25 protein-coding genes are annotated in these 26,228 nt (G+C 64.0%); 15 read left to right on the top strand and 10 right to left on the bottom strand.

What is annotated here, in order from left to right; translation table 11 throughout:
* Positions 1 to 29 precede the first annotated feature (29 nt).
* The 12 genes from IB263_RS13495 (at position 30) to IB263_RS13440 (ending at position 10,544) form a co-directional block, all read left to right on the top strand.
* On the top strand, positions 30 to 1,313 hold the full coding sequence (locus tag IB263_RS13495; protein ID WP_060606129.1) for an amino acid ABC transporter substrate-binding protein: 1,284 nt from the start codon (positions 30 to 32) through the stop codon (positions 1,311 to 1,313).
* 96 nt (positions 1,314 to 1,409) lie between these two features.
* On the top strand, positions 1,410 to 2,156 hold the full coding sequence (locus IB263_RS13490) for an ABC transporter ATP-binding protein (protein ID WP_034789824.1): 747 nt from the start codon (positions 1,410 to 1,412) through the stop codon (positions 2,154 to 2,156).
* Positions 2,156 to 2,884 (top strand): ABC transporter ATP-binding protein, encoded by a 729-nt coding sequence (locus IB263_RS13485; RefSeq protein ID WP_034789822.1) that lies wholly within the window; start codon positions 2,156 to 2,158, stop codon positions 2,882 to 2,884. The genes IB263_RS13490 and IB263_RS13485 overlap by 1 nt, the downstream gene beginning before the upstream one ends.
* Before the next feature lie 11 nt (positions 2,885 to 2,895).
* Positions 2,896 to 3,774 (top strand): branched-chain amino acid ABC transporter permease, encoded by an 879-nt coding sequence (locus IB263_RS13480; RefSeq protein ID WP_034789820.1) that lies wholly within the window; start codon positions 2,896 to 2,898, stop codon positions 3,772 to 3,774.
* Complete coding sequence (locus IB263_RS13475) at positions 3,774 to 4,817, top strand: branched-chain amino acid ABC transporter permease (RefSeq protein ID WP_192438598.1); 1,044 nt, start codon at positions 3,774 to 3,776, stop codon at positions 4,815 to 4,817. Before IB263_RS13480 ends, IB263_RS13475 begins: the two co-directional genes overlap by 1 nt.
* Positions 4,818 to 4,826: 9 nt before the next feature.
* Positions 4,827 to 5,612 carry a glutathione S-transferase family protein gene (locus tag IB263_RS13470; protein ID WP_060606124.1) on the top strand — a complete coding sequence of 262 codons (786 nt, stop codon included), beginning with the start codon at positions 4,827 to 4,829 and terminating at the stop codon, positions 5,610 to 5,612.
* A 19-nt stretch (positions 5,613 to 5,631) separates the two neighbouring features.
* Positions 5,632 to 6,573 carry a dioxygenase gene (locus IB263_RS13465; protein WP_083523680.1) on the top strand — a complete coding sequence of 314 codons (942 nt, stop codon included), beginning with the start codon at positions 5,632 to 5,634 and terminating at the stop codon, positions 6,571 to 6,573.
* 39 nt (positions 6,574 to 6,612) lie between these two features.
* Entirely contained in the window at positions 6,613 to 7,491 is an 879-nt protein-coding gene (locus tag IB263_RS13460) for a 3-keto-5-aminohexanoate cleavage protein (RefSeq protein WP_060528989.1), read from the top strand.
* A gap of 27 nt (positions 7,492 to 7,518) precedes the next feature.
* Positions 7,519 to 8,523, top strand: coding sequence for a zinc-binding alcohol dehydrogenase family protein (locus IB263_RS13455; RefSeq protein ID WP_051659175.1), 1,005 nt, complete (start codon positions 7,519 to 7,521; stop codon positions 8,521 to 8,523).
* 13 nt (positions 8,524 to 8,536) lie between these two features.
* Complete coding sequence (locus tag IB263_RS13450) at positions 8,537 to 8,869, top strand: cupin domain-containing protein (protein ID WP_060519216.1); 333 nt, start codon at positions 8,537 to 8,539, stop codon at positions 8,867 to 8,869.
* Between the two features lie 27 nt (positions 8,870 to 8,896).
* Complete coding sequence (locus IB263_RS13445; RefSeq protein WP_063894936.1) at positions 8,897 to 9,505, top strand: gamma carbonic anhydrase family protein; 609 nt, start codon at positions 8,897 to 8,899, stop codon at positions 9,503 to 9,505.
* Positions 9,492 to 10,544: a S9 family peptidase gene (locus IB263_RS13440; RefSeq protein WP_060606117.1), complete on the top strand. Its 1,053-nt coding sequence runs from the start codon at positions 9,492 to 9,494 to the stop codon at positions 10,542 to 10,544. Before IB263_RS13445 ends, IB263_RS13440 begins: the two co-directional genes overlap by 14 nt.
* A gap of 52 nt (positions 10,545 to 10,596) precedes the next feature.
* On the opposite strand, the gene IB263_RS13435 is transcribed toward IB263_RS13440, so the two are convergent.
* Positions 10,597 to 11,655, bottom strand: coding sequence for an adenylate/guanylate cyclase domain-containing protein (locus IB263_RS13435; RefSeq protein WP_060606113.1), 1,059 nt, complete (start codon positions 11,653 to 11,655; stop codon positions 10,597 to 10,599).
* A gap of 169 nt (positions 11,656 to 11,824) precedes the next feature.
* On the opposite strand from IB263_RS13435, the gene IB263_RS13430 reads away from it, so the two are divergent.
* Positions 11,825 to 12,265: an SRPBCC domain-containing protein gene (locus tag IB263_RS13430; protein WP_192438597.1), complete on the top strand. Its 441-nt coding sequence runs from the start codon at positions 11,825 to 11,827 to the stop codon at positions 12,263 to 12,265.
* A 196-nt stretch (positions 12,266 to 12,461) separates the two neighbouring features.
* The gene (locus IB263_RS13425; RefSeq protein WP_089042981.1) at positions 12,462 to 12,629 is read left to right on the top strand and encodes a hypothetical protein; all 168 of its coding nucleotides are present in this window, start codon (positions 12,462 to 12,464) and stop codon (positions 12,627 to 12,629) included.
* 98 nt (positions 12,630 to 12,727) lie between these two features.
* Here the strand turns inward: IB263_RS13425 and IB263_RS13420 are convergent, their stop codons facing one another.
* A complete protein-coding gene (locus IB263_RS13420) occupies positions 12,728 to 14,797 on the bottom strand; it encodes an ATP-dependent helicase (RefSeq protein WP_060606110.1) in 2,070 nt (689 codons plus the stop codon).
* Between the two features lie 375 nt (positions 14,798 to 15,172).
* Between IB263_RS13420 and IB263_RS13415 the strand changes: the two genes are divergently transcribed.
* The gene (locus tag IB263_RS13415; protein WP_034789801.1) at positions 15,173 to 15,352 is read left to right on the top strand and encodes a hypothetical protein; all 180 of its coding nucleotides are present in this window, start codon (positions 15,173 to 15,175) and stop codon (positions 15,350 to 15,352) included.
* 206 nt (positions 15,353 to 15,558) lie between these two features.
* Here the strand turns inward: IB263_RS13415 and IB263_RS13410 are convergent, their stop codons facing one another.
* From IB263_RS13410 to IB263_RS13375, 8 genes are all read right to left on the bottom strand, one after another.
* Positions 15,559 to 15,873, bottom strand: a complete 315-nt coding sequence (locus IB263_RS13410; protein WP_034789799.1) for a hypothetical protein — start codon at positions 15,871 to 15,873, stop codon at positions 15,559 to 15,561.
* Positions 15,867 to 17,339 carry a siroheme synthase CysG gene (cysG, locus tag IB263_RS13405; protein ID WP_060606107.1) on the bottom strand — a complete coding sequence of 491 codons (1,473 nt, stop codon included), beginning with the start codon at positions 17,337 to 17,339 and terminating at the stop codon, positions 15,867 to 15,869. Before cysG ends, IB263_RS13410 begins: the two co-directional genes overlap by 7 nt.
* Positions 17,311 to 19,968 carry a nitrate reductase gene (locus IB263_RS13400; RefSeq protein ID WP_060606104.1) on the bottom strand — a complete coding sequence of 886 codons (2,658 nt, stop codon included), beginning with the start codon at positions 19,966 to 19,968 and terminating at the stop codon, positions 17,311 to 17,313. The genes cysG and IB263_RS13400 overlap by 29 nt, the downstream gene beginning before the upstream one ends.
* Positions 19,969 to 19,970: 2 nt before the next feature.
* Positions 19,971 to 20,306 (bottom strand): nitrite reductase (NAD(P)H) small subunit, encoded by a 336-nt coding sequence (nirD, locus tag IB263_RS13395; RefSeq protein ID WP_370689609.1) that lies wholly within the window; start codon positions 20,304 to 20,306, stop codon positions 19,971 to 19,973.
* A gap of 4 nt (positions 20,307 to 20,310) precedes the next feature.
* The gene (gene nirB, locus IB263_RS13390) at positions 20,311 to 22,761 is read right to left on the bottom strand and encodes a nitrite reductase large subunit NirB (RefSeq protein ID WP_060585597.1); all 2,451 of its coding nucleotides are present in this window, start codon (positions 22,759 to 22,761) and stop codon (positions 20,311 to 20,313) included.
* A gap of 17 nt (positions 22,762 to 22,778) precedes the next feature.
* On the bottom strand, positions 22,779 to 24,035 hold the full coding sequence (locus tag IB263_RS13385; RefSeq protein ID WP_034789792.1) for a nitrate/nitrite transporter: 1,257 nt from the start codon (positions 24,033 to 24,035) through the stop codon (positions 22,779 to 22,781).
* Between the two features lie 325 nt (positions 24,036 to 24,360).
* Positions 24,361 to 25,575 carry a CmpA/NrtA family ABC transporter substrate-binding protein gene (locus IB263_RS13380; RefSeq protein WP_060606096.1) on the bottom strand — a complete coding sequence of 405 codons (1,215 nt, stop codon included), beginning with the start codon at positions 25,573 to 25,575 and terminating at the stop codon, positions 24,361 to 24,363.
* Positions 25,572 to 26,174, bottom strand: a complete 603-nt coding sequence (locus tag IB263_RS13375) for an ANTAR domain-containing response regulator (RefSeq protein WP_034789780.1) — start codon at positions 26,172 to 26,174, stop codon at positions 25,572 to 25,574. Before IB263_RS13375 ends, IB263_RS13380 begins: the two co-directional genes overlap by 4 nt.
* Between the last annotated feature and the right edge of the window lie 54 nt (positions 26,175 to 26,228).

Raw genomic sequence — 26,228 nt, 5'->3', positions numbered from 1 at the left:
TTGCGCACAAATGTCTGGGAGGAGACAAAATGGGACTCAATCGGCTGATCGCGGCAGCAACCGTCAGTGTGCTTTCGGCAAGCACCGTTGCGAGCGCTGCGGAAACAATACGGATCGGCGCATCGCTGCCGATCACCGGTGGCCTTTCGGTCAGCGGCGAGAAGCATAAGCGGGGCTACGAACTCTGCAACAAGCTCATCAATGAAGCGGGCGGCATTCTCGGCAAGCAGGTGGAGCTGATCGTCAGCGACAATCGCTCCGACCCTGCGACGGCCATCAATCAGTACGAACGCTTCATCAACGTCGACAAGGTCGATGCCGTCTACGGTACGTTCTCGAGCCGCTTGACCTTTCCGGTCGGCAACGTTCTGTCCAAGTACAACATGGTTCACCCGGTTCCCTCGGGCGGTGCGCTCCGGATCTATGCCCAGGGCTACAAAAACCTCTTCTATTTCCAGGTCAATGCTGCCGAATACACCGGCAAGGACGTGATCGGCCTCCTGAAGGAGATCAAGGATCCGGCGGATGCGCCGAAGACGGTCGCCGTCGTCCATGCCGACGACTTCTTCGCCAATGCGATCGCCACCGGCCTTCTCGGCCAGAAGGTGATCGATCCCGCCAACGACAAGGAAATCGCCGACCTCGCGCCCGGTTACTTCAAGGAAGCCGGCATCGAGGTGGTCATGGAGGAGAAGTGGCCCGAGGAAGGCTTCAACGACTGGCTGAACCTTGCCAATTCGATCAAGCGCTCCGGCGCTGAAATGATCGTCGGCCTGACGGCTTCCGCGGAAGAGGCGGTCCAGCTCATGCGGGCGCTCAAGACCGTCGGCGCATCGGCAAAGCTCGTCTATCTCAGCCAGGGTGCCCAGACGGAGTTCATCGAGGGTGTGGGGAACGACGCGGCCGATGGCGTCGTCATCCACACCACCTGGCACAAGGATGTTCCGTTCAAGAGCACGCTTGCCGGAAAGCCCTTCGACAACGCCGATTTTGTGAAGGCGTTCGAAGCCGAATATGGTGTCGAGCCGGATGAAGACAGCGCCATCCCCTTCGCCGTCTGCCAGGGTATCGAGCAGGCCATGGTTGGCGCCGGCAGCACGGATAACGCCAAGATGGGCGAATGGCTGCACGCCCGCACCAAGGAACAGCCTGTCCATACAGTGCTCGGCGATTTCAGCTGGGACGATCTCGGCCTGCCCGTCGAAAAGTCGCACATCATGACCCAGTGGCAGGATGGCAAGCTGACCTTCGTCTACCCGACCGGCCAGTTCGAGGGCATCGTGCCCTTCCGCTATCCCAAGTCCGGTTTCTGACCCTTTGCGAGGCAGAGGAGGGTGTTTCGCTCGCGAGGCGCCCTCCCGATAGGCAGGCATTTAGTACCCAATTTCTAGTACAAGGAGATCGCGCGGATGCTCGAGGTTAAGAACCTGTGCAAGCACTACGGCGGAATTCGCGCCGTGGACGGCGCAAGCTTCAAGGTCGAGAAAGGCTCGATCACGGCACTCATCGGGCCGAACGGCGCCGGCAAGACCACGGCCTTCAATTGCATCAGCCGCACCGTCGTCCCGACCTCGGGCGAGGTCTGGCTGGATGGCGAGCGGATCGACAATCTGCGTCCGCACAAGATCACGGCAAAGGGCCTGAGCCGGACCTTCCAGATCTCGCGCAACCTCGCTGACATGACGGTGCTGGAAAACGTGATCGTGCAGGCGCGCTGCCGCGGCTTTGCCGACCTGTTCCGGCCGGCGGTCTCGGCGGAAGAGCGCGACAAGGCAATGTCGATCCTCGATTTCCTCGGGATCACCCGCATTGCCTACGAGGATGGGCACAACCTGTCCTACGGCCAGAAGAAGCTGATGGATCTGGCAGCGCTGCTGATGGCCGATCCGAAAATCATCCTGCTCGACGAGCCCGCCGGCGGCGTCAACCCGACGTTGCTCGAAGAGATCGTCGGCCACATCCGGGCGCTCAACGCCAAGGGCCTGACGGTGCTGATCGTCGAACACAACATGGACCTGATCATGCGGCTCTCGCATCGCGTCGTGGTCATGGCGCACGGGCGGGTGATCTGCGACGGCACGCCCGATGTGGTGCGTCGCGATCCGCATGTGCTCGAAGCCTATCTGGGCGGCGTACTGGAAGAGGAAGCGGCCTGATGAGCGATCTCCTGCAAGTCACCAATATCACCGCCGGCTATGGCGACGGCCCGGCCATTCTCGATGGCGCGCGGCTGACGGTCGAGCCAGGCAAGGTCCACTGCATCATCGGCCCGAACGGCGCCGGCAAATCGACGCTGCTGAAAGCGATCTGCGGCATGCTGACGATCCGCAAGGGCGACGTCATCTTCAAGGGCGAGCGGCTGAACGGCCTGCGCCCCGACCAGATCCTGCGCAAGGGCATCTGTTTCGTACCGCAGGAACGGGCGCTGTTTCCGAAGATGACGGTGCGCGAAAACCTGCGCATGGGCGGATATGTGCTCAACGACGCAAAGCTTCGTGACCGCCGCATCGACGAAATCCTCGAGCGCTTTCCGGTGCTGCGCGAGCGCGCCGACCAGCATGCCGGCACCATGTCGGGCGGCCAGCAGCAGACGCTTGCGATGGCGCGCACGCTGATCGTCAAGCCCGACATCGTCATGCTCGACGAGCCCTCCCTCGGGCTGGCGCCGAAGATCGTCCAGGAGATGTTCGACATCATGAAGATGATGTCTCAGGAGGGCGTCACCGTCCTGCTCGTCGAGCAGAACGCGATGATGGGCCTCAAGAATTCCGACTGGGGCGTTGTGCTCGATCTCGGCCGCACCCTCTTCGAGGGGCCGGCCGAGGCGGTTCTGGCGGACCCGCGCATCCAGGAACTTTACCTCGGCGGCCGCAAGGTCGCGTAGCGGAGGACGTGATGACAGACATTCTTCAGATACTGATACTCGGCCTCGCGCTCGGCGGCGTAATCGCGCTGATGGGGTCCGGACTTTCGCTGGTCTTCGGCGTCATGCGCATCGTCAACCTGGCCCATCCGTCGCTGATCATCTGCGGCGCCTATGTCAGCTATTGGGCCTTCAAGCTCTGGGGCCTCGACCCGATCGCCACGCTGCCGATCGCGGCACTGATCATGGCGGCGATCGGCGTGCTGCTCTATCGCCTGATGTTCGAGAGCCAGGCCAAAAGTGCCCGCTACTCGGAAATGACGGTACTTCTTACCTTCGCGCTGGCGATGATCGTTGAAGGCTTCCTCGGCGCCGCCTTCACCAACACCCAGCGCGTGACCTCGCCGGAATATGCGACGGACGCCTTCTTCATCGGCAGCCTGTTCATCCCGAAAGGGCAACTCTATGCCGGCTGTGTGTCACTCGCGATCATCGGCGCGCTGACGCTGTTCCTCAACTACTCGCGGCTCGGCTACGCCATCCGCGCCACCACGCAGAACCGCGAGGCCGCCGAACTGCTCGGCGTCAACGTCAACCTCATCAGCATGATCGCCTTTGCAATAGGCATCGGGCTTGCTGGTGCTGCCGGTTCGCTTGTGAGCTTCGTCTTCAGCTTCTTCCCCGCCAAGCAGTGGGAATGGATTGCAATGCTAATGTCGGTCGTCGTCCTTGGCGGCATGGGCAGCGTGCTCGGCACCGTCGTCGCCGCTCTTCTCCTGTCGGTCATCGCCGCATTCGTCGGCACCTGGGTGGGCGCCACCTGGTCGACCATGACCTTCTTCCTCGCACTCTTCGTCATCCTGCTGATCCGTCCCCAGGGCCTGTTCGGCGAAAAACCGGAGTTGGCATAATGGCCGTAAACCTACAACAAGCCGACGCGAGCTCGGTGCTCGAGGCCCGTCGCATTCACAACCAGAAGCTTGCACGCCAGCATGACCAGACCCGCGCCACGTGGTTCCCTCTCACCGTTCTCGGTGTGCTGCTCGCCCTGCCGCTCCTGCAACTAACCGGCAACTACAACTACCTGCTGCACCTTGTCCTGTTCACGGCTTCTTATGCGGTCATGGCCAGCGGCTGGAACATCATCGGCGGGTTCGCCGGCTATATCTCGCTCGGCCACGCGGTGTTCTTCGCGATCGGCAGCTATTTTTCAGGCGTGCTCCTGGCGCGATACGGCATCTCGTCGCTCTTGACGGCACCTCTCGCCGGGTTGGCGGCCGCGGCCTGCGGCTATATTGTTGGCCTCATCACGCTGAAGGTTCGTGGCCCGAGCTTCATCATCTCGTCGATAGCGCTCCTGATGATCGCCCGTATTCTGTTCGACCACTGGGAGTTCATCGGCGGCGCCAACGGCCTGTCGCTGCCAGTGACCGATCTGCCCGTTCAGACGGCGAAGCTGCCCTACTACTACGCCTTCGTGCTGATGGCTGCCTTCACCGTTTGGGCGACCTATCGCATCAAGCATTCCAAGTTCGGGCTTGGCCTGCGCGCGCTCTCCAAGGACGAGGTCAAAGCGGAAAGCGCCGGGATCAACACCCGCTTCTACAAGGTGCTGGCCTTCGCATTGTCCGCCTTCTTTGTCGGCATGGCCGGTGCAGTCTGGGGTGAGTATCTCACCTATCTCCGGCCGAACATCTTCCTGATCATCCTTGTTTCGGCAAACCTGGTGCTGATGTGCATTCTCGGCGGCAAGGGCACGATTGCGGGGCCTGTCGTGGGCGCAATCCTGATCGTCGCCTTCAACGAAATCTTCGTGGCGACCCTCGGCGCCTCCGAGATCAACATTCTCGCGACCGGTTTCGTCATGGTTCTCGGGCTGATGTTCTTTCCGAACGGCGTGATCGGAACGCTCGCCCGCAAGGGCAAGCTGCCCCGCGTCCTCAACTGGGATTGAGAGGCGACGATGCAGGACTTCATCCTCTACAACGCCCCTCAATCGACGTGCAGCCAACGGGTGCGATACGTTCTCAACGCCAAGGGCCTCGCCTTTAAGGAGCACAAGCTCGATCTCTTCACCGGCGACCAGCTCAAGCCCGAATATCTGGCGATCAACCCGAACGGCGTCGTGCCCTCGCTCGTCCACCACGGCCGCGCGGTCACCGATTCCGCCGTCATCATGGAGTATCTGGAAGACATTCTCCCTGGTGGGCTTCGGCCAAGGGACGCCTTCGGCGCGGCGACGATGCGGGCGATGATGCGCTTCATCGACGAAGTGCCGACACCTGCGATCCGCGTGCCTTCCTACAACCTCGCCTTCCTGCCGCACTATCAGGCGATGACGGCGGAGGAGTTCCAGGCGGTCTGCGATGCAAAGCCGCTTCGCCGCGAGTTCCTGATGAAGATGGGGCGAACCGGCTTTCCCGAGCCGGAAATGGAAGAAGCGCTCGGCCGCCTTGAGCGCGGCGTTCAGCGCATGGCGACGTGGCTTTCCGACAATGGCGGGCCGTGGGTCATGGGCGATCAGCTGACGCTGGCGGATATCGCGATCATGCCGGTGATCGTCCGGATGGACGATATCGGACTGTCCTCGATGTGGGCGGAGATGCCGGCGATCCAGAGATGGCTCGATGCCATCCGCGCAACCGGCGCCTTCGCTGAAACCTATTACTACGGGTCGCTGCTGACCGAAAAATATCCGCACCTGAAGACGGCCAAGCCCGAACTTCGGCTCGCCGGGTCCGGCCTGTGACGCGGAAAGGAGAACAGGGATGAACAGCCATATCAGCCCCGAGGCAGAACTGATTTCCAAGGAGGCCGACGTCACGCCGACGGTGCTTGCCGCCATGTCGCGCGGCGACGATCCGCGGCTCAAGCAGATCATGGACACGATGGTCAGGCATTTGCACGCCTTCCTGCTGGAAGCGCGCCCGACCGAGGCGGAATTCGAGTACGCCCTGCGCTGGATCACGGCGGTCGGCCAGGCGACCAACGAGGCGCACAACGAGACCGTGCTTGCCGCCGACGTGCTCGGCGCTTCGACGCTGATCGACCTGATCAACAATGACGGCATGCAGGGCGAGACGCTGTCAGCGCTCTTGGGGCCGTTCTATCGCGGGGGTGCGCCGAAATGCTTAAACGGCGACTGCATCGCCCGTTCGGATACGCCGGGATCGCAGCTCTGCTTCACCGGGCGAGTGACCGATCCAGCCGGCCGACCCGTCGAAGGGGCGACCCTCGATGTCTGGCAGGCGTCCCCGGTCGGGCTTTACGAGAACCAGGACGAGACCCAGGACGACTTCAACCTGCGCGGCCGTTTCACCACGGATGGCGACGGTCATTTTCACTTCGTGTCGGTGAAGCCGGCAGGCTATCCGGTTCCGACCGACGGGCCGGTTGGCGACCTGCTGCGAGCGCAGAAGCGGACACCGATGCGTCCGGCCCACATCCACTTCATCGTCTCGGCGCCGGGCTACAAGACGCTCGTCACCCAGATCTTCTCCGACAGTCACGAGGCCCTGGTCAACGACGTGGTCTTCGGCGCGAAGCAGCAGATCGTCGGGAAATTCTTCCGCCACGATAGCCCGGACCCGGAGTTTCCGGGCGCCGAGGCGCCCTTCTACAGCTGCAACTATCACTTCAAGCTGGTGGAGGGTCAATCGGTCCTGCCGCTGCCTCCGATCTCCGGAAAGAAGGTGGCGCACCATGGCTGAGAGATCAAACAGGTCGCGCCCTGGCGCGGGAGGCTTGTGATGCAGCAGAACGTCATCATCACCTGCGCGGTCACGGGCAATCTTACGACGCGGGAAAACCATCCCGGACTTCCCGTCACGCCCGAAGAGATCGCCAATGCCTGCCTGGAGGCGGCCGATGCCGGCGCGGCGATCGCCCACATCCACGTGCGCGATCCGGTTACGGCAAAGCCCTCCATGGAGCTAAAGTACTACCGCGAGGTCGTCGAGCTCATCCGGGCCAAGAACACGGCGCTGATCCTCAACGTCACGACCGGGCCCGGTGGCCGCTACCACCCGAGCGACGAGAACCCGGCGGTCGCCGGACCACGCACGACGCTGATGCGGCCGGAAAAGCGGGTCGAGCACATCGTCGCGCTGAAGCCTGATATCGCCACGCTCGACCTCAACACCATGACCTTCGGCTCCGAGGTCGTCATCAACACGCCGGCCAACGTCAAGATCATGGCCGACATTATCAACGAGGCGGGCTCCAAGCCGGAGCTCGAGGTCTTCGACACCGGCCACATCCAGCTGGCGCAGGATCTGTTGAAGGCGGGCGTGTTGAAGTCGCCGGCGATGTTCACGATCGTCACCGGCGTCAAATACGGCTTTCCCTCGACCACCGACGTGATGGCGACCGCGGCGCGGATGCTGCCCGCTGACGCCGTCTGGACCGGCTTCGGCGTCGGGCGGATGTCGTTCCCGATGGCCGTTCAGGCCTATCTGCTCGGCGGTCACGTTCGGGTTGGCCTGGAGGACAACTCCTACATCGCCAAGGGCGTGCTCGCCAAAGGCAATGGCGAACTGGTCGAGCGGGCAAGAGACCTGATCGAGAAGCTCGGCGGCCGGATCGCCGAGCCCTCCCAGGCCCGCGAAATTCTCGGACTGCGTGCATAGGCATCGATTTCTGCAAGGAGGCATAGAATGAACATTCAGGTGGACGCGAAGATCGCCCGAGCGCTGAGGGTGACGGAAAAATCCCCCGATCTCGACAATCTCAAGATCGACGTCGTCGATGTCGCGGTGCCGCGGCCGGGTCCCGGGCAGGTGCTGGTCGAGATCGTGGCGGCAGGGGTCAATCCCAGCGACGTGAAGGCATCCCTCGGGCACATGCCGCACGCCATCTGGCCGCGCACGCCGGGCCGCGACTTCGGCGGCATCGTGCGCGAAGGACCGTCGTCGATGATCGGCATGGAAATCTGGGGCGGGGGCGGCGAACTCGGCATCACCCAGGACGGCAGCCACGCCAAATGGATGGTGCTCGACCAGAAAGCGGTGCGCGCCAAGCCTGCGAATTTCACCATGCAGGAAGCAGGCTCGATCGGCGTGCCGTTCATCACCGCCTTTGAGGGCCTGCGCGAAGCCGGCGGCGTGCAGCCGACGGATGTCGTGCTCGTCTGCGGCGGCAACGGCAAGGTCGGGCAGGCGGTCATCCAGCTCGCGACCATGGCCGGCGCCAAGGTCTTTGCGGTCGAGTACAATGAGCAGCCGCTTCTGGCGCACACCAACGCGCCGGTCGAAATGCTCAACAGCGCCAAGGATGACGTTGCGGCGATCGTGCGCGAAAAGACCGGCGGCCACGGGGCCGACATCGTCTTCAACACGGTCGGCAGTCCCTATTTCGAGATCGCCAACAACGCGATGGCGAAGCAGGCGCGCCAGGTCTTCATTTCCACCTTCGACCGCGCCGTGCCGTTCGATATCTTCAACTTCTTCCGCGGGCGTCACAAATATATCGGCATCGACACGCTGGCGCTGTCGTCGGTCGAGGGTGCCCGAATCTTCGACAAGCTCAAGCCGAAGTTCGAGGAAGGCAAGTTGAAGCCGTTCCCGATCAATCCGGCGACCGTCTATGGCTTTGCCGACGCCGCCAAGGCCTACGCCTCGGTGCTGCGCGGCACGCCCGAGCGCGTGCTGCTGGTGCCCTGAGGAGGAGCGGACGATGCAGGTGACGCGCTACGGCGATGCCAGATCCTATGAGGCGCCGGAGCACTACGGCATGCACTGCCTGCGGCTCCAGGGAAAGGAGGCGACGGCAACCGATACGATCTGGATCGGCCTGTCGCACCTCCTGCCCGGTGGTCATACGTCGCTGAAGGACGCCACGGTCGAGAAGATCTACATCGTCGTTGCCGGAGAGGTGACGGTCGAAACCGGCAGCGAGAGCGTCACGCTCGGCTTTCTCGACAGTTGCCGGCTTGCGCCCGGCGAGGCGCGTGCGCTCGCCAACCGCACCAATGCGCCGGCGTCCATCCTGCTCGCCATGCCGACCTGAGCGCCGCCGCAGAACGGAGAATATTTGATGGTTTCATCGGGTCTTTACCGGCTGGGGGGGCGCGCGCCGCGCGTTCCCGCCAATGGACGATTTTACGTCGCGCCCGGCGCCGTGGTGATCGGCGACGTGCGGCTCGAAGAGGATGTCAGTATCTGGTTCAACGCCGTCTTGCGCGGCGACAACGAGCCGATCATCCTTCGGCGCGGCTGCAACGTCCAGGACGGATGCGTCGTTCACACCGATCCCGGATACCCCGTGGAGATAAGCGAGGATGTTACCGTCGGACACAACGCCACAATTCACGGATGCCGGATCGGCAAGGGAAGCCTCGTCGGCATGGGGGCGGCGATCCTCAACGGCGCGCAGATCGGTGAGCGATGCCTGATCGGCGCCGGCGCATTGGTGCGGGAAAACATGGTCATCCCGGACGGCGCTCTGGTCCTCGGGGTGCCCGCACAGGTCGTGCGCGTTCTTGACGGAAAGACGGCCGAAGCTTTGTCGATCGGGGCGCAACGCTATCGCGCGAAAGCCCGGAGCTATCCCGGGGATCTCCAGCCGGTCTCCGTCGAACACGTATCGTCGGGGGCGGACCCAAGCAATTACATCATGCGGGAGAACATGCATGACGCAGAATGAGAACCGATTGGTCAGTGTCGTCGAGCATTGGCTCCCGCGCATGGAGGTCGCCGGGATCCCGTCGGCAACCGCACGTGCCGTCATCGAGCGAGCCGGCGTCTGGCAGAAGTGGCTTGCTGCCTGGAGCGAGGAGGGCGAGCGTCACGCAGAGCTCGGCGCTGCGGCTCTGGTCGCCGGCCGCAACGTGACTGCCGGCGAAGCCTATGCCCGCGCCAGCCTTTTTTATCATTTCGGACAATTCATGGCCTTCGAGGATCTGGAGGCAAAGGCGAGGGCCGCCACGCGAAAGGTGGAACTCTACCGTCTCGCGGCACCCTTGCTTGATCCGTCTGGCGAGATGGTCGCTGTGCCCTTTGAGGACGGCGAACTTCGGGCCGTTCTTCGCGTGCCGAACGGAGACGGCACACACCCGCTGGCGCTGATCATCCCGGGCTCGGATTCGACCAAGGAGGAATTCCCGGCCTTCGAGCGGCATTTTCATGCCCGCGGCGTTGCGACCCTTTCGCTCGACGGTCCCGGCCAGGGTGAGGGCCGTTCGATGGGTACGCTGCGCCCGGACATCGGTCCGGCGGTTGAGGCGGCCATCCGGTCGGTAGAGGCGCACCCGCGCCTTTCGGGCAAGGTCGCGCTCGTTGGCATGGCCTTCGGCGGCTTTCTTGCCCTGCGCGCCGCCGCGTCCGTGCCAACGCTCGCCGGCGTCGTCTCCATCAACGGCTTCTTCGATCTCGGTGGGTTCTGGGACGCGCTGCCGCAGGTCTATCGCGACAACATGCGCTTCTCGCTCGGGGGCGCGGACGTTCGCGAACGTGCCGACCGTTTCACGCTGGCGCGCTGCCCGCCGCCGACCGCCCCGGCGCTCATCCTCCACGGCGGACGCGACAAGATCTTTCCACCCTCTGAAGCGGTAAAATGCGCAGATATCTGTGCGCGTGGAGCCGAACTGCACATCTTCGAGGATGGCAACCACGTCTGCAACAACATCCCCTGGCTCTACCGCCCGCTTGTCGCCGACTGGGTGGCGGAGCGCACGCGCGTGTAACCGTCGAAGACGGACGCTTCGCCGTTCACGGCATGGCCGTGGAAGGGCTGCGTCACGCGTCCGGCAAGGTGAAGACGGCGCAGGGTGCTGCGATGCCGCGCAAGGGATGCTCGCCGAGCGGCAGCAGCGGCGTCGACGCGGCCTCAGCCACGGAACCGGAGATCAGCACGGAGCAGCCGAGCGGCCGGCACAGGCCCTCCAGGCGGCTGACGAGATTGACCGCCGGGCCGATGGCTGTGAAGTCGAGCCTATCGGCGGCACCTATATTGCCCCAGAGAATGTCGCCGAGGTGCAGGGCGACGCCGAAGGAGAGCGGCGGTAGCCCCTCGGCCTGCCGGGCCTGGTCGAGATGCGCCATGCCGGCGCGCGCGGCGGTGACCGCGCGCAAGGCTGCGTCGCAGGCTTCGCTCGGCGAGCCGCTCACCGGAAAGATCGCCAGAACGCCGTCGCCGATGAATTTCAGCACCTCGCCGCCAAAGGCATGGATCGCGCCGGCGAGGCGATCGAACCAGGCGTCGAGGGCCGCGATCACCACGGCGGGTTCCGATGTTTCGGACAGCGCCGTGAAGTTGCGCAAATCGGCATAGAGTAGGGCCGCGCGAATGGTTTCGCCGGTGCCGCGGGTGAGCGCTCCGGCGCGGACACGGGCGGCGCTGCGGCGGCCGAGATAGGCGTCGAGCAGAGCGGTGAGCGCGGCCCGCTCGGCAAGAACCGCCAGGGGCGCGACGGCAAAGCGCGCGACATCACCAAGCCGCGCCGTCTCTTCCGGGCCGAACGGGCGCGTCCCGGCCCAGCCGAGCGACGCGCGTTCATTCCCCGAACCGGTCGATTGTTGCAGCAGTGGCCCGAGCCCGGCCAGCCACTCCTCTCCCGCCCGGTCGGAGACGGCGTCGGCAAACCCCAGGCTCTCGATCACCACGCCGGTCTCGGCTCGCCAAAGCCAGGTGCGGCGGGCGATGATCGGATGCGGCACGGCGAGCGTAAGCGCGCCGCCCGAGAGCGGCAGACCGTCGGCGACGAGCTGGCGGCCAAGGTCGGACAGGAATCGGTCCGGCTCCTGCGAGGCGCTTGCCTCGTCCACGAGCCAGGCAAGGGGGGCGGACAAATCCATGCCGAAGAGGATAGGGTCGAGCGCCCTATGGACAAGCCCTTTCCCGCCGCCGCGCTGCGCGCAAGTCAGGGGCGGACGGTGGCGCCGTCCGCCCCGGCGGTCTATGATTGCGGCAGCCCGCAGAAGGACTCTCAAGCCGCAGGCAGGCCAATCAGCAAAGGGAAGACCGATGCCAGAAGCCCTCGTCGTCCGCCGCGAAGCGCATATTCCGGCGCCACCCGCCGCAGTGTTCGCTCTTTTGACCGACCCGGAAAAGATCCTGCGCTGGATGGGAACGGAGGCCGACACCAAGGCGGAGCCCGGCGGTCTCTATCTCGTCAACGTGACCGGGGCCCGTTTTGCCCGCGGGTCTTTCCGCGAGGTCGTGCCGGTGCATCGGCTCGCCTATAGCTTCGGCTGGGAAGGCAGCGACATTGTCCCGCCCGGCTCGAGCCTGATCGAGCAGCCGCCCGGAACATTGCTGCGCCTTACGCAAACGGGTCTGCCCAGCGCCGAACAATGCGCCGGCCATGCGGAAGGCTGGGCACATTATCTGGAGCGGCTGGGCCAGGTTGCGTCGGGCCGCGATCCAGGCCCCGATCCCTGGCTCGGCCGCGACGGCGCGGCTTGATGCAGACGTCCCTTGCCTGCCACGACTGGGCCTGAAGGCTTGACGACGGCGTTGGAATGCCATGTTGCTTGGGATTGGCGCGAACCTGCTTTCACATCTTATTGATGCCAAATCAGGACGTTAGGCGGCACATGTCATTGCGGTGCGCTGGCTGAACGCGCCGGGACATGTATGAGTTTACTCGGGATGGGAGCGAATGGACGACAACAACATCATCAAATTTGAACGACCAAAGCCGAAAAAGGAGGCGAAGCCGGCCAGCCCTGTGCCGCGGAAGGCGTTGATTTGGCTGGCACTGATAGCCGCCTTGGTTGCGGTGTGGTCGTACTATCAGTTTATCGCGCCGCCGAGCTTGCCAGGCTAACAACGCTACAGACCGGCGGTTGGCGAGCGGCACGCGCTCCTCGCTTGGTCTGTCTGCAGACACGAGCGCACAATTCGCGAGCTCGCCACCGCCTTCGCTCACTTCCACATGGAGCGCATGCGGGCGCCGACGTCGATGCGGATCTGCTTGGCGCTACGCTCGCTGGCGCTTGCCGAGATCTTCGGCCAGCTCGTCGTCTCGAAAAACTGAAGCAATGTCGCCGGGATGAAGCGGGTTCGCGAGGCGTAGACATGCCGGTCGCCCTGGGCGTTCTGGCCGTGGGTGAAGAAGCGCTGCGGCGTCACCAGGGAGAGATGATCGCGTGCCCGTGTCATGCCGACATAGAGCAGCCGCCGCTCCTCTTCGAGTTCGGCAGTTGTGCCCACGCCGAGATCGGACGGAATGCAGCCGTCGACGACGTTGAGCACGAAGACCGAGCGCCATTCCTGGCCCTTCGCCGAATGGATGGTCGACAGGATCAGATAGTCCTCGTCGAGCAGCGGCACGCCCGCCTGGTCGCTCGTGGCATCGGGCGGGTCAAGGGTCAGCTCGGTCAGGAAACGTTCGCGGTTCTGGTAGCCGCCGGCAATCTGCTCGAGCTGCAGCAGGTCGGCCTTACGCGTGTCGGCGTCTTCATGGATCCGGTCAAGATGGGGCTCATACCAGGCGCGCGCAGCGCCAATCTCCTGCGGCCATCCAGGCTCGGCCCGTCGCAGACCGGACACCAGGTCGACGAAGCCGGTCCAGTTCTCGCCGGTCTTGGCGGGAGGCGGGATCTCAGCAAGAGCCGCGAGCGGTTCCGGATCGGCGGCGATCGCATCGAGGATCTTTCCAGCGGTCTGTGGGCCAATACCGGGCAGCATCTGCAGCAACCGGAAACCTGCGACGCGGTCACGCGGGTTCTGCGCGAAACGCAGGACTGCGAGCAGGTCCTTCACATGGGCGCTGTCGAGAAACTTCAGGCCACCGAATTTCACGAACGGAATGTTGCGGCGGGTGAGTTCGACTTCGAGCGTTCCGCTGTGATTGGACGAGCGAAAAAGCACCGCCTGCTGCTTCAAGGCGATACCGATCTCGCGGCCAGCGAGAACCTGCTCCACGATGTAGGCGGCCTGATCCGCTTCGTCCTTGACGGCGACGAGCAACGGGCGCTGCTCCGATTGCCTGTCCGTCCAGAGGTTCTTGGTAAATCGCTCCCGCGCCAGGCCGATCACGCCGTTCGCAGCGGCGAGGATCGGCTGCGTCGAGCGGTAGTTCCGGTCGAGGGTGATGACGTCGGCAGGCTCGGGCGAAAAGGCGTTCGGGAAATCGAGAATATTGCGAACCGTCGCAGCCCTGAAGGAATAGATCGACTGGGCGTCGTCGCCAACGACCGTCAATCCGTGGCCGCCGGGTCTGAGCGACATCAGGATCGACGCCTGCAGCCTGTTGGTGTCCTGATACTCGTCGACAAGAACATGATCGAAGCGTCCGCCGATATCTTCGGCAAGCTCCGGATCGGAAACCATCTGCGCCCAGTAGAGCAGGAGATCGTCATAATCGAGCACGTTCTGCGCCTGTTTGGCATCGACGTAGGCCGCAAACAGCGCCTTGAGCTGTTCGTCCCAGCCGGTGACCCAGGGATAGGCCGACTTCAATACGTCGCCAATCGAGCTTTCGGAGTTCACGACGCGCGAATAGATCGAAAGGCACGTTCCCTTTGTCGGGAAGCGGCTTTCCGTCTTCGAGAAGCCGAGCTCGTGGCGCACGAGGTTCATCAAATCGGCGCTGTCCTCCCGGTCGTGGATCGTAAAATCCGGGCCGAGACCGATTTGTTCGGCGTAGATGCGCAGGATCCGGGCGCCGATGCCATGGAAGGTGCCGGCCCAGGAGAGCGCGTCCGTCATGACTGCAGCGTTGTCGCCAAGGACCTGGCGGCAGATGCGCGCGACCCGGCGGGTCATCTCGGCTGCTGCGCGTCGAGAAAAGGTCATCAGCAGAATGCGGCGCGGATCGGCACCGTTGACGATGAGATGCGCGACGCGGTGGGCGAGGGTATTCGTCTTGCCGGAGCCGGCACCGGCGATGATGAGAAGCGGGCCGCCGACCTGTCCTTCCGGCAAGCCGATACCGTGCTCGACCGCCTCACGCTGGCGGTCATTGAGTTTTTCGAGATAGGCGGCGCTCATGCGTTCCCGTTCGTTTTCGTCGCACTCAGTCACTGCCCGCATCGATTTGCATCCAAGAGACGGGCAGGAACAAAGAAAGAACTAGCAATTTAGCATCCAGATGAAAACCCTGACGTCGCCGAGTTTTCCCTCCTGCAACGTCGGAATGTCACTCTTCCAAGGTTTTGATGACCTGCGAGATCGCCGATGGGCTTGATTGCTGCAGGTAAGGCCAATCGGCCGTGGATCGAGATCTGTCGCGGGTGATCGCCGGCTTATCGATCGGCCTATACCTATGGCTGTGCGCCGCACGAAGAACGCGCGACGGCTTGTGGCCTTATATAGTAGATTAGAAATATGCTCCGCTCCTGCGTCCACTCGAAAGAGGAAGAGCACATGGACGAACGGAGCGTTGAAAATACCTGCGAGGCCACCGGCTCGACCGCCGAATTGCAGGAGATTGCGCGCAAGCTGGCGTCGCTCGCCCAAGAGATCAGGTCAATTGCAGCGACCCCGCTCGGCGAGACGGTCGTACTCGACGAAAGCGGCGATGGATCGGAAACGGCAGTCGACTGATGTCGGCCGCGGGGCAGCGGCTTTACTTGTTCGGTACAGGCATTCATTCCTCAATTGGGAGATGGCCGTGATCTGCCTGCGCGCTTAGAACCAGCCTACGGTGGCGACCTTGGGATATTCGGGACGTCGATACGAGGCGACGCCTTCGAATATCCCTTGGCGCGTCAGCAGACGCTGGTGTCTGTTCAGGGGCAGCATTGAGCTCGTCACGCCACGACCGTCATCGTCATTTCGATGTAGGCGGCAAGGCACAGGGCTGAAGCCAAGATGCCCGGCGTTGAAGGCACGGCTTGCATTATTTTCGCGAAGAACATACCGCCGGCGATGAGCAATCCGCCGAAAAGCAGACCGTGTTCTGCAACAGCGAGGCCGATGGCGCAGAGGTTCACGGCACTCGCAACCATGGTGAGGGGCGCTGCGGCCAGCGCAGCGTTCGATTGAGCCAGGAAGATGAGCCTGAAACGCGGCCAGCTGAGGCCGATGGCGAGAACGATGAACACCAGGGAGATGCCCATCAGCATGCTCCTGCGAGAGTGCACTCGATCGATCCGGCCTGCTTGTCTCGGGCCGAAAACACGTCGCCGACAGCGATGAGGACCGGGTTGTCGTAGCCGATCTCCGCTATGCCCAAGGGGATTGTCGCGAGCGCGCCGCGCCAGCTGCGTTCCGTCGGACGGCTGACATCGCTCATGATCACGGCCGGTGTTTCAGGTGAACGGCCTTCGCCGATAAGCTTTTCGGCAATCAGCCCCGCCGTTCGGCCACCCATGTAAAAGACCGCCGTGCTGCGCGGATCGGCAATGCCTCCCCAGTCGACATCATCGGGCAGGCCGCCGTGGCGGGAATGACCGGTCACCAGCCGAAGCGACTGGGCATAGTCGCGATGGGTCAGCGACAGACCGAGACGGGAGGCCATGGCGCTTGCGGCAGTGATGCCGGGGATAACGTCGACGGAAATGTTCTCGCGGTCGAGATGGGCGATTTCCTCGCCGGCCCGGCCGAAAACCATGGGGTCGCCGGATTTCAGCCGCACCACGCGTTTCCCAGCCTTGGCGAGCTTGACCATCATGGCGTTGATGTCTTCCTGCCGGCAGCTTTCGCGGCCGCCGCGCTTTCCGACGAGCATGCGCTTTGCCTCCCGCCGGGCGAGTTCGAGCACGTCTGAAGAAACGAGGTCGTCGAAAAGGATGACATCGGCCGCTTGCAGCGCGCGCACGGCCTTCAGCGTCAGGAGTTCGGCATCGCCCGGTCCCGCGCCGACCAAAGTCACGTGACCGATGGCGGGGGCTCCCGCGAGCCTTTCGGCATCAGCAAAAAGCACCCCGCCTACGCCCTCCTCCGGCGTATCCATGGTCGAAAAGACGCGATCGGCAAAACGTTCCCAGAAGAGGCGGCGCCGGGGACCGGGTTCGATCCGGCGGTTCACCGCTCCACGAAGAGACTGGGCCAGCGCTGCCCAGGCCTTCAGGCTTTTCGGCAGCAGCGTCTCGATCTTGCGGCGGATCGTCTGGGCGAGGATCGGGGCGGCGCCATCGGTCGAGATTGCAACGATGACGGGCGAGCGGTTGACGATCGAGCCGAACTGGAACTCGCAGAAGTCCGGCTGGTCGATGACGTTGACCGGAACGCCCGCCGCGCGGGCGGCGGCGAAGAATGCCCGCGCCTCCGCCTGGTCCTCGCAATCGCCGACGGCGAGCGCGGCACCGTCAAGATCGGCGGGCGCCCAGTGCCGGCGGTTTAGCGTGACGCTGGCGGTGGGGTGTTGCGGGGTACGGCCGGCAAATGCCGCGAGCGCCTCGTCGTTCCCTTCAGCGTAAAGGTCGACGCGGGCGCCGCAGGCGGCCAGAAGCTCGACCTTCCACATCGCTCCGTCCGTTGCACCGGCCACCACGACGCGCCGGCCCTCCAGCGCCCAGAAGACGGGCAGCTTGGCGAGCGCCTCCATGCGGGCGGGTCCGTCACTCTGCGGCTGCTGCAAGACATCCATCGATGATCCCCCTGATTTCGGCGCGGCACGAGCCGCAATTGGTTCCGGCATTGAGCGCCACGCCGACGGCCTCGACGCTGTGGCAACCGCCGCGTACGGCCGCGACGATCTGGTTGACGCCAACACCGAAGCAGGAGCAGACGGTGGCGCCGGGATCCGGCTTGTCCGCCCCCGGACGGCCCGCGACGAGCGCGAAGCGCTTGCGCAGATTGGCGTGGTCAGCGCCGAGTTGTGCGATCGCCCAGTTGCGCGCGACGGCGACCGGTTCACGCGCGAGGAAGAAGGCCGCGAGAAGCTGCGGACCATCGAAGAAGGCGAGCCTGATGTCGCCTGTCTGTGCATCCGCATAGCCGAGCGGCTCTACCCCTTGCGGGATCGCAAGAACGCGGCGGCACCAGCAGGCCCAGTCGTCCACCGGCTCGGCAAAAGCCAGTTCCAATCGCCAGCCGCCAGCCGCCTTCGCCAGCGCCCAATAGGCAGCATCCGGATCGACCGGCTTTGCCAGCGAGACAGCGAAGGCGTAGTGCGTCGCCTTGAACTTTCGCGCGGCGACCGCAATGTTCTTCGATGCCGGCTGGCCGGAAAGACGATCGGTGATCGGCGGCACGAGGACATCGATGCGTGCCTTCGCCGCAAACTGGTCGTTCCAGTGCATCGGCGCGAAGATGCTGCCGCGCGCCTGGCGCTCGGTGATGAGCGCACGCACGAACGCCTTGCCCTCAGGGCTTTCAATCTCGATAAGGTCGGCGTTGCCGACGCCGATCTCCATCGCATCACGCGGGTGCAGTTCCGCAAACGGTTCGGCGATATGGGCCGAGAGGCGCGCGCTTTTGCCTGTGCGGGTCATCGTGTGCCACTGGTCGCGAATGCGGCCGGTGTTGAGCGTGAACGGGTAATCGGCATTGGTGCGGTCGGTCTCTGCCGGGCGAACGGCCACGAACCGGCCTCTGCCGTCAGCGTGATAGAAGTTGCCCGCCGCAAAGAAACGGCTTTCGGCGCGCTTCTGGCCTTCCCGTTGGGGCCACTGGAAGGGCGTCAGCCCGTCGTATTCCTCAAGCGCAAGATCGGCATAGGCGCCAATGTCGAAATCGCGGCTGCCGGCATTTTCGAAGGCCGAGAGCGCGGCATGTTCGCGGAAGATCGCAGCGGGCGCTTCGTAGGCGAAAGCATCGGTATGGCCCAGGCGGCGACCGACCTCGGCCAGTTGCCACCAGTCCGCCCGGGCTTCTCCCGGTGCGGCGAGGAACGCCCGCTGGCGCGAGATGCGGCGTTCGGAATTGGTGACCGTGCCGCTCTTTTCCCCCCAACCGAGCGACGGCAGCAGCACATGCGCGTGGCGGGCGGTATCAGTTTCTTTCAGGATGTCGGAAACCACGACGAAGGGACAGGCCCTGATCGCGGCCTCGACGGCGTCGGCATCCGGCATCGAGACGACGGGGTTCGTTGCCATGATCCAGAGCGCCTTGACGCGACCGTCTGCCACCGCCCGGAAGAGATCGACGGCCTTGAGCCCCGGCTTTTCGGCAATCTTTGGCGAACGCCAGAAGCGCTGGACGCGATCGCGATCACCGGCATCTTCGATCGCCATGTGTGCGGCGAGCATGTTCGCAAGCCCGCCGACCTCGCGGCCGCCCATCGCATTCGGCTGCCCCGTCAGCGAGAACGGCCCCATGCCCGGCCGGCCGATGCGGCCGGTCGCAAGGTGACAGTTGAGGATCGCGTTGACCTTGTCGGTGCCCGAAGACGACTGGTTGACGCCTTGGCTGTAGCAGGTCACGACCTTCTCGGTTGTCGAAAACAGCCGGTAGAATTCGCGCAACTGCATCGCCGGAAGGCCGGTCCGCTCGAGCACGTCGTCGAACGAAACACCGCCTGCTGCGAGCAAGGTATCACCGAAGCCGGCCGTATGCGCCGCGACATAGTTCTGGTCGACGGCATTGCTGGAAACCAGATGTGAGAACAGCCCGACGAAGAGCGCCACATCGGCGTCGGGCCGGATCGCGAGATGCAGGTCTGCAATATCGGCCGTCATGGTGCGGCGCGGATCGATGAGAACGATTTTGAGGCCCGGCCGTTTCGCCTTGGCGGCGGCAAGGCGCTGGTAGAGGACGGGGTGGCACCAGGCAAGGTTCGATCCGGTGAGTACGACCAGATCGGCCAGCTCCAGATCCTCATAGGTCCCGGGTACCGTATCCGAACCGAAGGCACGGCGATGACCGGCAACTGACGAGGACATGCAGAGACGTGAATTGGTATCGATGTTGGCGGAACCGACAAAACCCTTCATCAGCTTGTTGGCGACGTAGTAGTCTTCGGTGAGCAGCTGGCCGGAGACGTAGAAGGCGACCGAATCCGGGCCGTGTTCGGCAATCGTTTCCGCAAAGCGTGCGGCGACGAGGTCGAGCGCTTCGTCCCAGCCAGCCTGGCATCCGTCGATCTCCGGATGCAGCAGCCGACCGTCGAGGTCGAGGGTCTCGGCGAGTGCGGACCCCTTGGAGCACAGCCTGCCGAAATTGGCGGGATGGTCGGCATCGCCGCGCACGGCGACGGCGCCGTTGTCATCGACCGTCGCGATGACCCCGCAGCCGACGCCGCAATAGGGACAGGTGGTCTTGACCTCCTTTTCCATGGTCATTCCGCCGCAATCAGCAGGCTTTCGAGCGCAATGAACAGCGCGCCGCCGTCAATACGCACCGGAATGGTGCGCACCGCGCCTTCGTCGGCCCCGAGCGCCTTGCCGGTTTCGAGCGAGATCGCCCAATTGTGCAAGGGGCAGGTGACCGCCTTCGCGTGGACGATGCCTTGTGACAGCGGCCCGCCCTTGTGCGGGCAATGGTCCTCGATGGCGAAGACTTCGTTTTCGGCTGTGCGGAAGACGGCGATCTTGCCCTGAGGCGTCTTCACGCAGCGCGCGCCTCGCAGCGGAATGTCCGAGATGTCGCCGATCGGGTGCCAGGTCATGTTCATCATCTCACTCCGCAGCTTGGGGGAAGCCGACCGTCGCCATCGGCCGGAACTCGTGTTTGTCCTTGCCGGAGACGCGCTCTGACCAGGGGTCGACCTGGGCGAATTTCTGGCTGAAGACGAAGCGGTCGTAGTAGGCCTTGCGCTTGTCCGTATCGTCCATGATCTGGCGGCGGATCTCGTCCAGCCCGACGCGTTTCGCCCACTTGTAGATGCGCTCGAGATAGCGGGCCTGCTCGCGGTACATCTGCGTCAGCGCCACGATGTGTTCCAGCGCCTCGTCCTCGCTTTTCACCAGGCCAAGTACCTCGGTGCCCTTGATGTCGAGCCCGGCAGCACCGGCGAAATGGATCTCGAAGCCCGAGTCGACGCAGATGACGCCGATGTCCTTGCAGGTGGCCTCCGCGCAATTGCGCGGACAGCCGGAAACCGCCATCTTCAGCTTGGCGGGCGTCCAGGAACCCCACATGAACTTTTCGATCCGGATGCCAAGCCCGGTGGAATCCTGCGTGCCGAAGCGGCACCAGTCCGAGCCGACGCAGGTCTTCACCGTGCGCAGACCCTTGGCATAGGCCTGGCCCGAGATGAAACCGGCCTTGCCGAGATCGGCCCAGACGGCAGGTAGGTCTTCCTTTTCGATGCCGAGCAGGTCGATGCGCTGGCCGCCGGTCACCTTCACCAGCGGAATTTCGAACTTGTCGACCACGTCGGCGATGGCCCGCAGCTCGCCGGAATTGGTGACCCCACCCCACATGCGCGGCACGACGGAATAGGTGCCGTCCTTCTGGATGTTGGCGTGAACGCGCTCGTTGATGAAGCGCGACTGGTAGTCGTCGGCATATTCGTCCGGGAAATCGCAGACGAGGTAGTAGTTGAGCGCCGGGCGGCACTTGGCGCAGCCGCAGGAGGTCTTCCATTCCAGCTCTTGCATGACCGCGGGAATGGTCTTCAGGCCCTTGGCCTTGATCAGGCGACGCACGTCGTCGTGGCCGAGATCGGTGCAGCCGCACATTGGCTGGACGGCGGCAGGACTATAGCTCTCGCCGAGCGTCAGCGTCATCAACTGTTCGACAAGGCCGGTACAGGAGCCGCAGGAGGCCGATGCCTTGGTATGGGCGCGCACCTCGTCGAGCGACGTCAGGCCCTTGTCGGCAATCGTGGAAACGATCTTACCCTTGCAAACGCCGTTGCAGCCGCAGATTTCCGCATCATCCGGCAAGGCTGCAACGGCCGCCATAGGGTCCAGCGGAGCGCCTCCCTGGAAGGCCTGGCCGAAGATCAGGGTCTGGCGCATCTCGGAGACGTCGGTCTCCTTCTTCTTCAGATCGTTGAACCAGGCGCCGTCGGATGTTTCGCCATAGAGCACGGTGCCGATGATGCGGTTGCCCTTCAGCACCAGCCGCTTGTAGACGCCGGCCGTGGCGTCGCGCAGAACGATCTCCTCGCGGTCGTCGCCATCGGCAAAGTCGCCGAGCGAGAAAAGTTCGATGCCGGTGACCTTGAGCTTGGTCGGCGTGTCGGAATGGACAAAGGCGGCGGAGCGGTCGCCAGCCAGATGCGAGGCGGCGACACGGGCCATCTCGTAAAGCGGCGCGACGAGGCCATAGACCATGCCGCCCACTTCCGCACATTCGCCGAGCGCCCAGATGCGGCCATCCGAGGTCTGCATGCCCTGGTCGACGACGATGCCGCGGTTGATCGCAAGGCCGGCCTCCTTCGCAAGGCCGACACTCGGCCGAATGCCGACGGCCATGACGACGAGCGTCGCCGGAATGATGCGGCCGTCGTCGAGCTCGATGCCTTCGACCCTGCCGTTGCCGACGATCGCCTTGGTGTTGGCCTTGCAGATGATCTTGATGCCGCGGCCTTCCAGCTCCTTCTCAAGGAGATAGCCGGCGGCCGGGTCGAGCTGGCGGTCCATCAGCGTCGGCATCACGTGAAGAACGGTGACGTCCATGCCGCGACCGGCAAGGCCGGCGGCCGCTTCAAGGCCGAGCAGGCCGCCGCCGATGACGACGGCTTTTTCGCGCGACTGGGCGGCGAGCAGCATGGCCTGCACGTCATCGAGATCGCGATAGGTGATGACACCGGGCAGGTCCTTGCCGGGCACCGGCAGGATGAAGGGCACCGAACCGGTCGCGATCACCAGCTTGTCATAGCTTTCGGTCACGCCATGGTCGGAGGTCACGGTTTGGGCATCGCGGTCGATCGCGACGATGCGATGACCCTTGTAAAGCGTGATGCCGTGTTTGATGTACCAGCCGTCGCCGTGGATGATGATCTCTTCGTAATCCTTTTCGCCCGACAGCACCGGCGACAGCATGATGCGGTCGTAGTTGACGCGTGGTTCGGCGTTGAAAATGGTCACGTCGTAGTGCCCGGGCGCCTTTTCCAGCAGGTGCTCCAGCATGCGCCCCGGCGCCATGCCATTGCCGATGATGACGAGTTTCTCGGTCATGGTCTGTCCTTGTCTGTTTACGCGGCAGCAGCCGTCGGCAGGGTGAGCGCGCGGCGTTCCATCTGGCGGATCGAAAGATGCATCCACAGGAGCGATGCGACGACGACGGCAAAGAGAAGCAGGAAGCAGCTCGACCACAGGCCGGTCGCGTCCTTGAGCAGGCCGAAGGCGATCGGCAGCACGAAGCCCCCGAGCCCGCCGACCATGCCGACGATGCCGCCGACCGCCCCGACGTTTTCCGGGTAATAGGCCGGGATGTGCTTGTAGACGGCGGCCTTGCCAAGGCTCATGACGAAGCCGAGCACGAAGACCGTGACGATGAAGACGGCAGGCGTAATGCCGAAGCCGTGGCCCTCGCCGGCGGCCGGCAGCGACAGGATCAGTGTTGCCACCGCCGAGATGCCGAGCATCCAGTACATGACGCTACGCGCGCCCTTGCGGTCGGAAAGCACGCCGCCGAAGGCACGGAAGACGCTGCCGGGGATGGAGTAGGCGGCTGCGACCATGCCCGCCACGGCGATATCGAAGCCGTAGACGCCGACGAGATAACGCGGCAGCCAGAGCGAGAGGGCGACGAAACCGCCGAAGGCGAAGAAATAGTAGAGCGAGAAACGCCAGACCTGGGCGTTCTTCAGCGGTGCGAACTCCTGGAGCAGGCTGCGCTTTGGCAGCTGGCGCTCGCGGCGGCTGCGGAAGGCCGGATCGTCGCTTGTCGTGAACCAGAAGACGAGTGCCGTGACGACGAGTGCGGCCGCCCAGATCTCGGCAACCGTCTGCCAGCCCCAGGCAATGAGGACGAAGGGCGCCAGGAATTTCGTCACCGCCGCGCCGACATTGCCGGCGCCGAAGATGCCAAGCGCCGTGCCCTGCTTTTCCGGCGGAAAGAAGGGCGAGACATAGGCGACGCCGACCGCGAAAGAGCCGCCGGCAAGACCGATGCCGAGGCCGGCGAGCAGCATCTGCGGATAGGTGGTGGCGTAGGTGAGCAGAAAAGTCGCAAGGGCTGCGGCCAGCATCGTCAGCGTATAGACGAGGCGCCCGCCGTAGCGCCCGGTCCAGACGCCGAGCAGGATGCGCACCAGTGAACCGGTGAGGATGGGCGTGCCAACCAGCAGGCCGAACTGCGCTTCGGTGAGCGCGAGGTCCTGCTTGATGCGGATGCCGATGATGGCGAAGATCGTCCAGACGGCGAAACAGATCGTGAAGGCAAAAGTGGACATCCACAAAGCCGTGGCGGGTTCGCTGGCGGATAATGGCTGCTTGTTCTCAGACATGGCTTCTCCGAGGCCCGACAAGGTCGTGCCGCTCCATCTTGGGGGTGAAAAACAAAAAGCCGCTGGCCAGGTATGCCCGACACGGTTCGCTCCGTGTGCGCAGTCCTGATCAGCGGCTTTGCTGGTAGGGCGCCCGTCGTTGGACACCGATCTCTTGGCCCGAGGGCCTGAGAATATAAAAGCAATCAGCGTGCCAGTTTTGGCAAGCTATTGATCTAAAAGAAAAAGTGAAATCGTCGGCCTGGCGTCATCCCGGTGGGTGACATTCCTTGGTGCAGTGCGAAGCCATTTTTTGTGCAATGCGCATAAATTAGGCGTCGCGCATTCAGCCTGCAGACTGGGCAGCGATGTAGGCATCGAGGTCGTCGGGATCGAAGCGTCCGCCATCGAAGAAGCCATCCGGCCCGAGCGTCAGCGCGCCCGATGAGCCGACTGGGGTTTCGACGGTCAAGGCGCCTTCCACCTTGGCGCTTGCCGACGGCATGGCGATACCAAGGTGCTTCAATGCGGCGCGGTAGATGTCCGGCCGGTAGGTTTCCGCGGCGATACGCTGGCGCTCTGCCGTATGCTCGATTTGCCGCCAGCGCACCATCTGGGTGTAGAACCAGAGGGCATGGCTCTTCCAGGGGAAGGTCGCCGCCTTGGCATTCGGAACGAAGAAATCTCTGACCACCCGGACCTCACCGCCGCCGACCGGCAGCGTGCCTTTGAGGGCGGGAAGAAGCAGTTCGGCGTCGCGCCCCACATAGGCAGGCTTTGCCAGAAGGGTCGCGAGTGCCTCGTGGTTATCCGGGCGGGCGCACCAAATTGACGCCTGATGAAGCGCCACGAGCAGGGCGGCCATCGCCTCCGGGTTGGCCTCCCCCCACTTTGCGTTGACGCCAAGCACTTTCTCGGGGCTCGACCGCCAGATCGCCGCCTTGACGGTCGCGAGATGTGCGCCGCGGCGAAGCACGCCGAAGGTGTTCCAGGGCTCGCCGGCGCAATAGCCGTCGATCACGCCTTCGGCGAGCGCATCGCCCATGTCGGGCGGCGGCAGCACGACGATCTCGATATCACGGTCCGGATCGATGTCGCTCGCTGCCAGCCAGTAGCGCAGTTCGTAATTGTGCCCGGAATAGGGATGCACGACGGCAAAACGCAGCGGCGCGCCCGCCTGCGCATCGATCGCCTTGCGCAGGGCTGCACCGTTCGCGCGCGCATCGAGATCCGTGGTCGCGCCGTTTTCCGCCATCCTTTGCCAGAGCGCCGGAGACACCGTCACCGCATTGCCGCCGAGACCCAGCGACATCGGCACGATCATTTCAGGGGCAGGCACATTGAGGCCGAGATTGCCGGCGATCGGCATGGGACCGAGAATATGCGCCACATCGACATGGCGAACCGCAAGCCGGTCGCGGATGCTTGCCCAGGAGCGTTCGCGCAGCAGGGTAAGGTCGATCCCCTGTTCTTCGGCAAAGCCCATCTCGCGGGCGACAACGAGCAAGGCGCTGTCGAGGAGCGGCACGAAACCGGCGGTGATGGCGTGGCGCGTCGTCATTCCTTTCCTCCCGGATCGAGCAGGCTTGCCGCCGTGACGAGGCTTTGGGCGATGTCGACGATCTTGCGGTTCTGGTTCATCGCCGTGCGGCGCAGCAGCGCATAGGCCTCTTCCTCGGAGAGCCCGCGCGAGCGCATCAAGAGGCCCTTGGCGCGGTCGATCACCTTGCGGTTTTCCAACTCGCCGCGGGTTTCTTCCAGCTCGCGGTTGAGGCGGGAGAATGCGTTGAAGCGGCTGATCGCCATCTTCAGGATGGGGCGCACCCGTTCCTGCTTCAGACCGTCGACGATATAGGCCGAGACCCCGGCCTCGACAGCCGCCTCGATGGAGGCCTCGTCGGACTTGTCGACGAACATCGCGATCGGGCGCTTCACCGCGCGCGAAAGCTGGAAGATGCTTTCCAGCATGTCGCGGTTTGGGTTTTCGAGATCAATCACGATGACGTCGGGATTGAGGTCCGCGATACGCCGCGCCAGGCCGTGCATATTGTCGATGACGGTGACATGGTCATAGCCCGCGTCGCGCAGCCCGTCCTCGATGATGGCGGCGCGGATGCGATTCTCGTCGATGACCAGGACGTTTAGTCTGCTGTGCTGCATGCCACGACCGCATTCTGACCAAGCTTGACCTGCCGTGTCGGCTCTTTTTGCAAT

The organism is Ensifer sp. ENS03, assembly GCF_014852035.1.
Lineage (GTDB): Bacteria > Pseudomonadota > Alphaproteobacteria > Rhizobiales > Rhizobiaceae > Ensifer > Ensifer adhaerens.
This window is presented reverse-complemented; position numbering and strand designations above follow the sequence as displayed.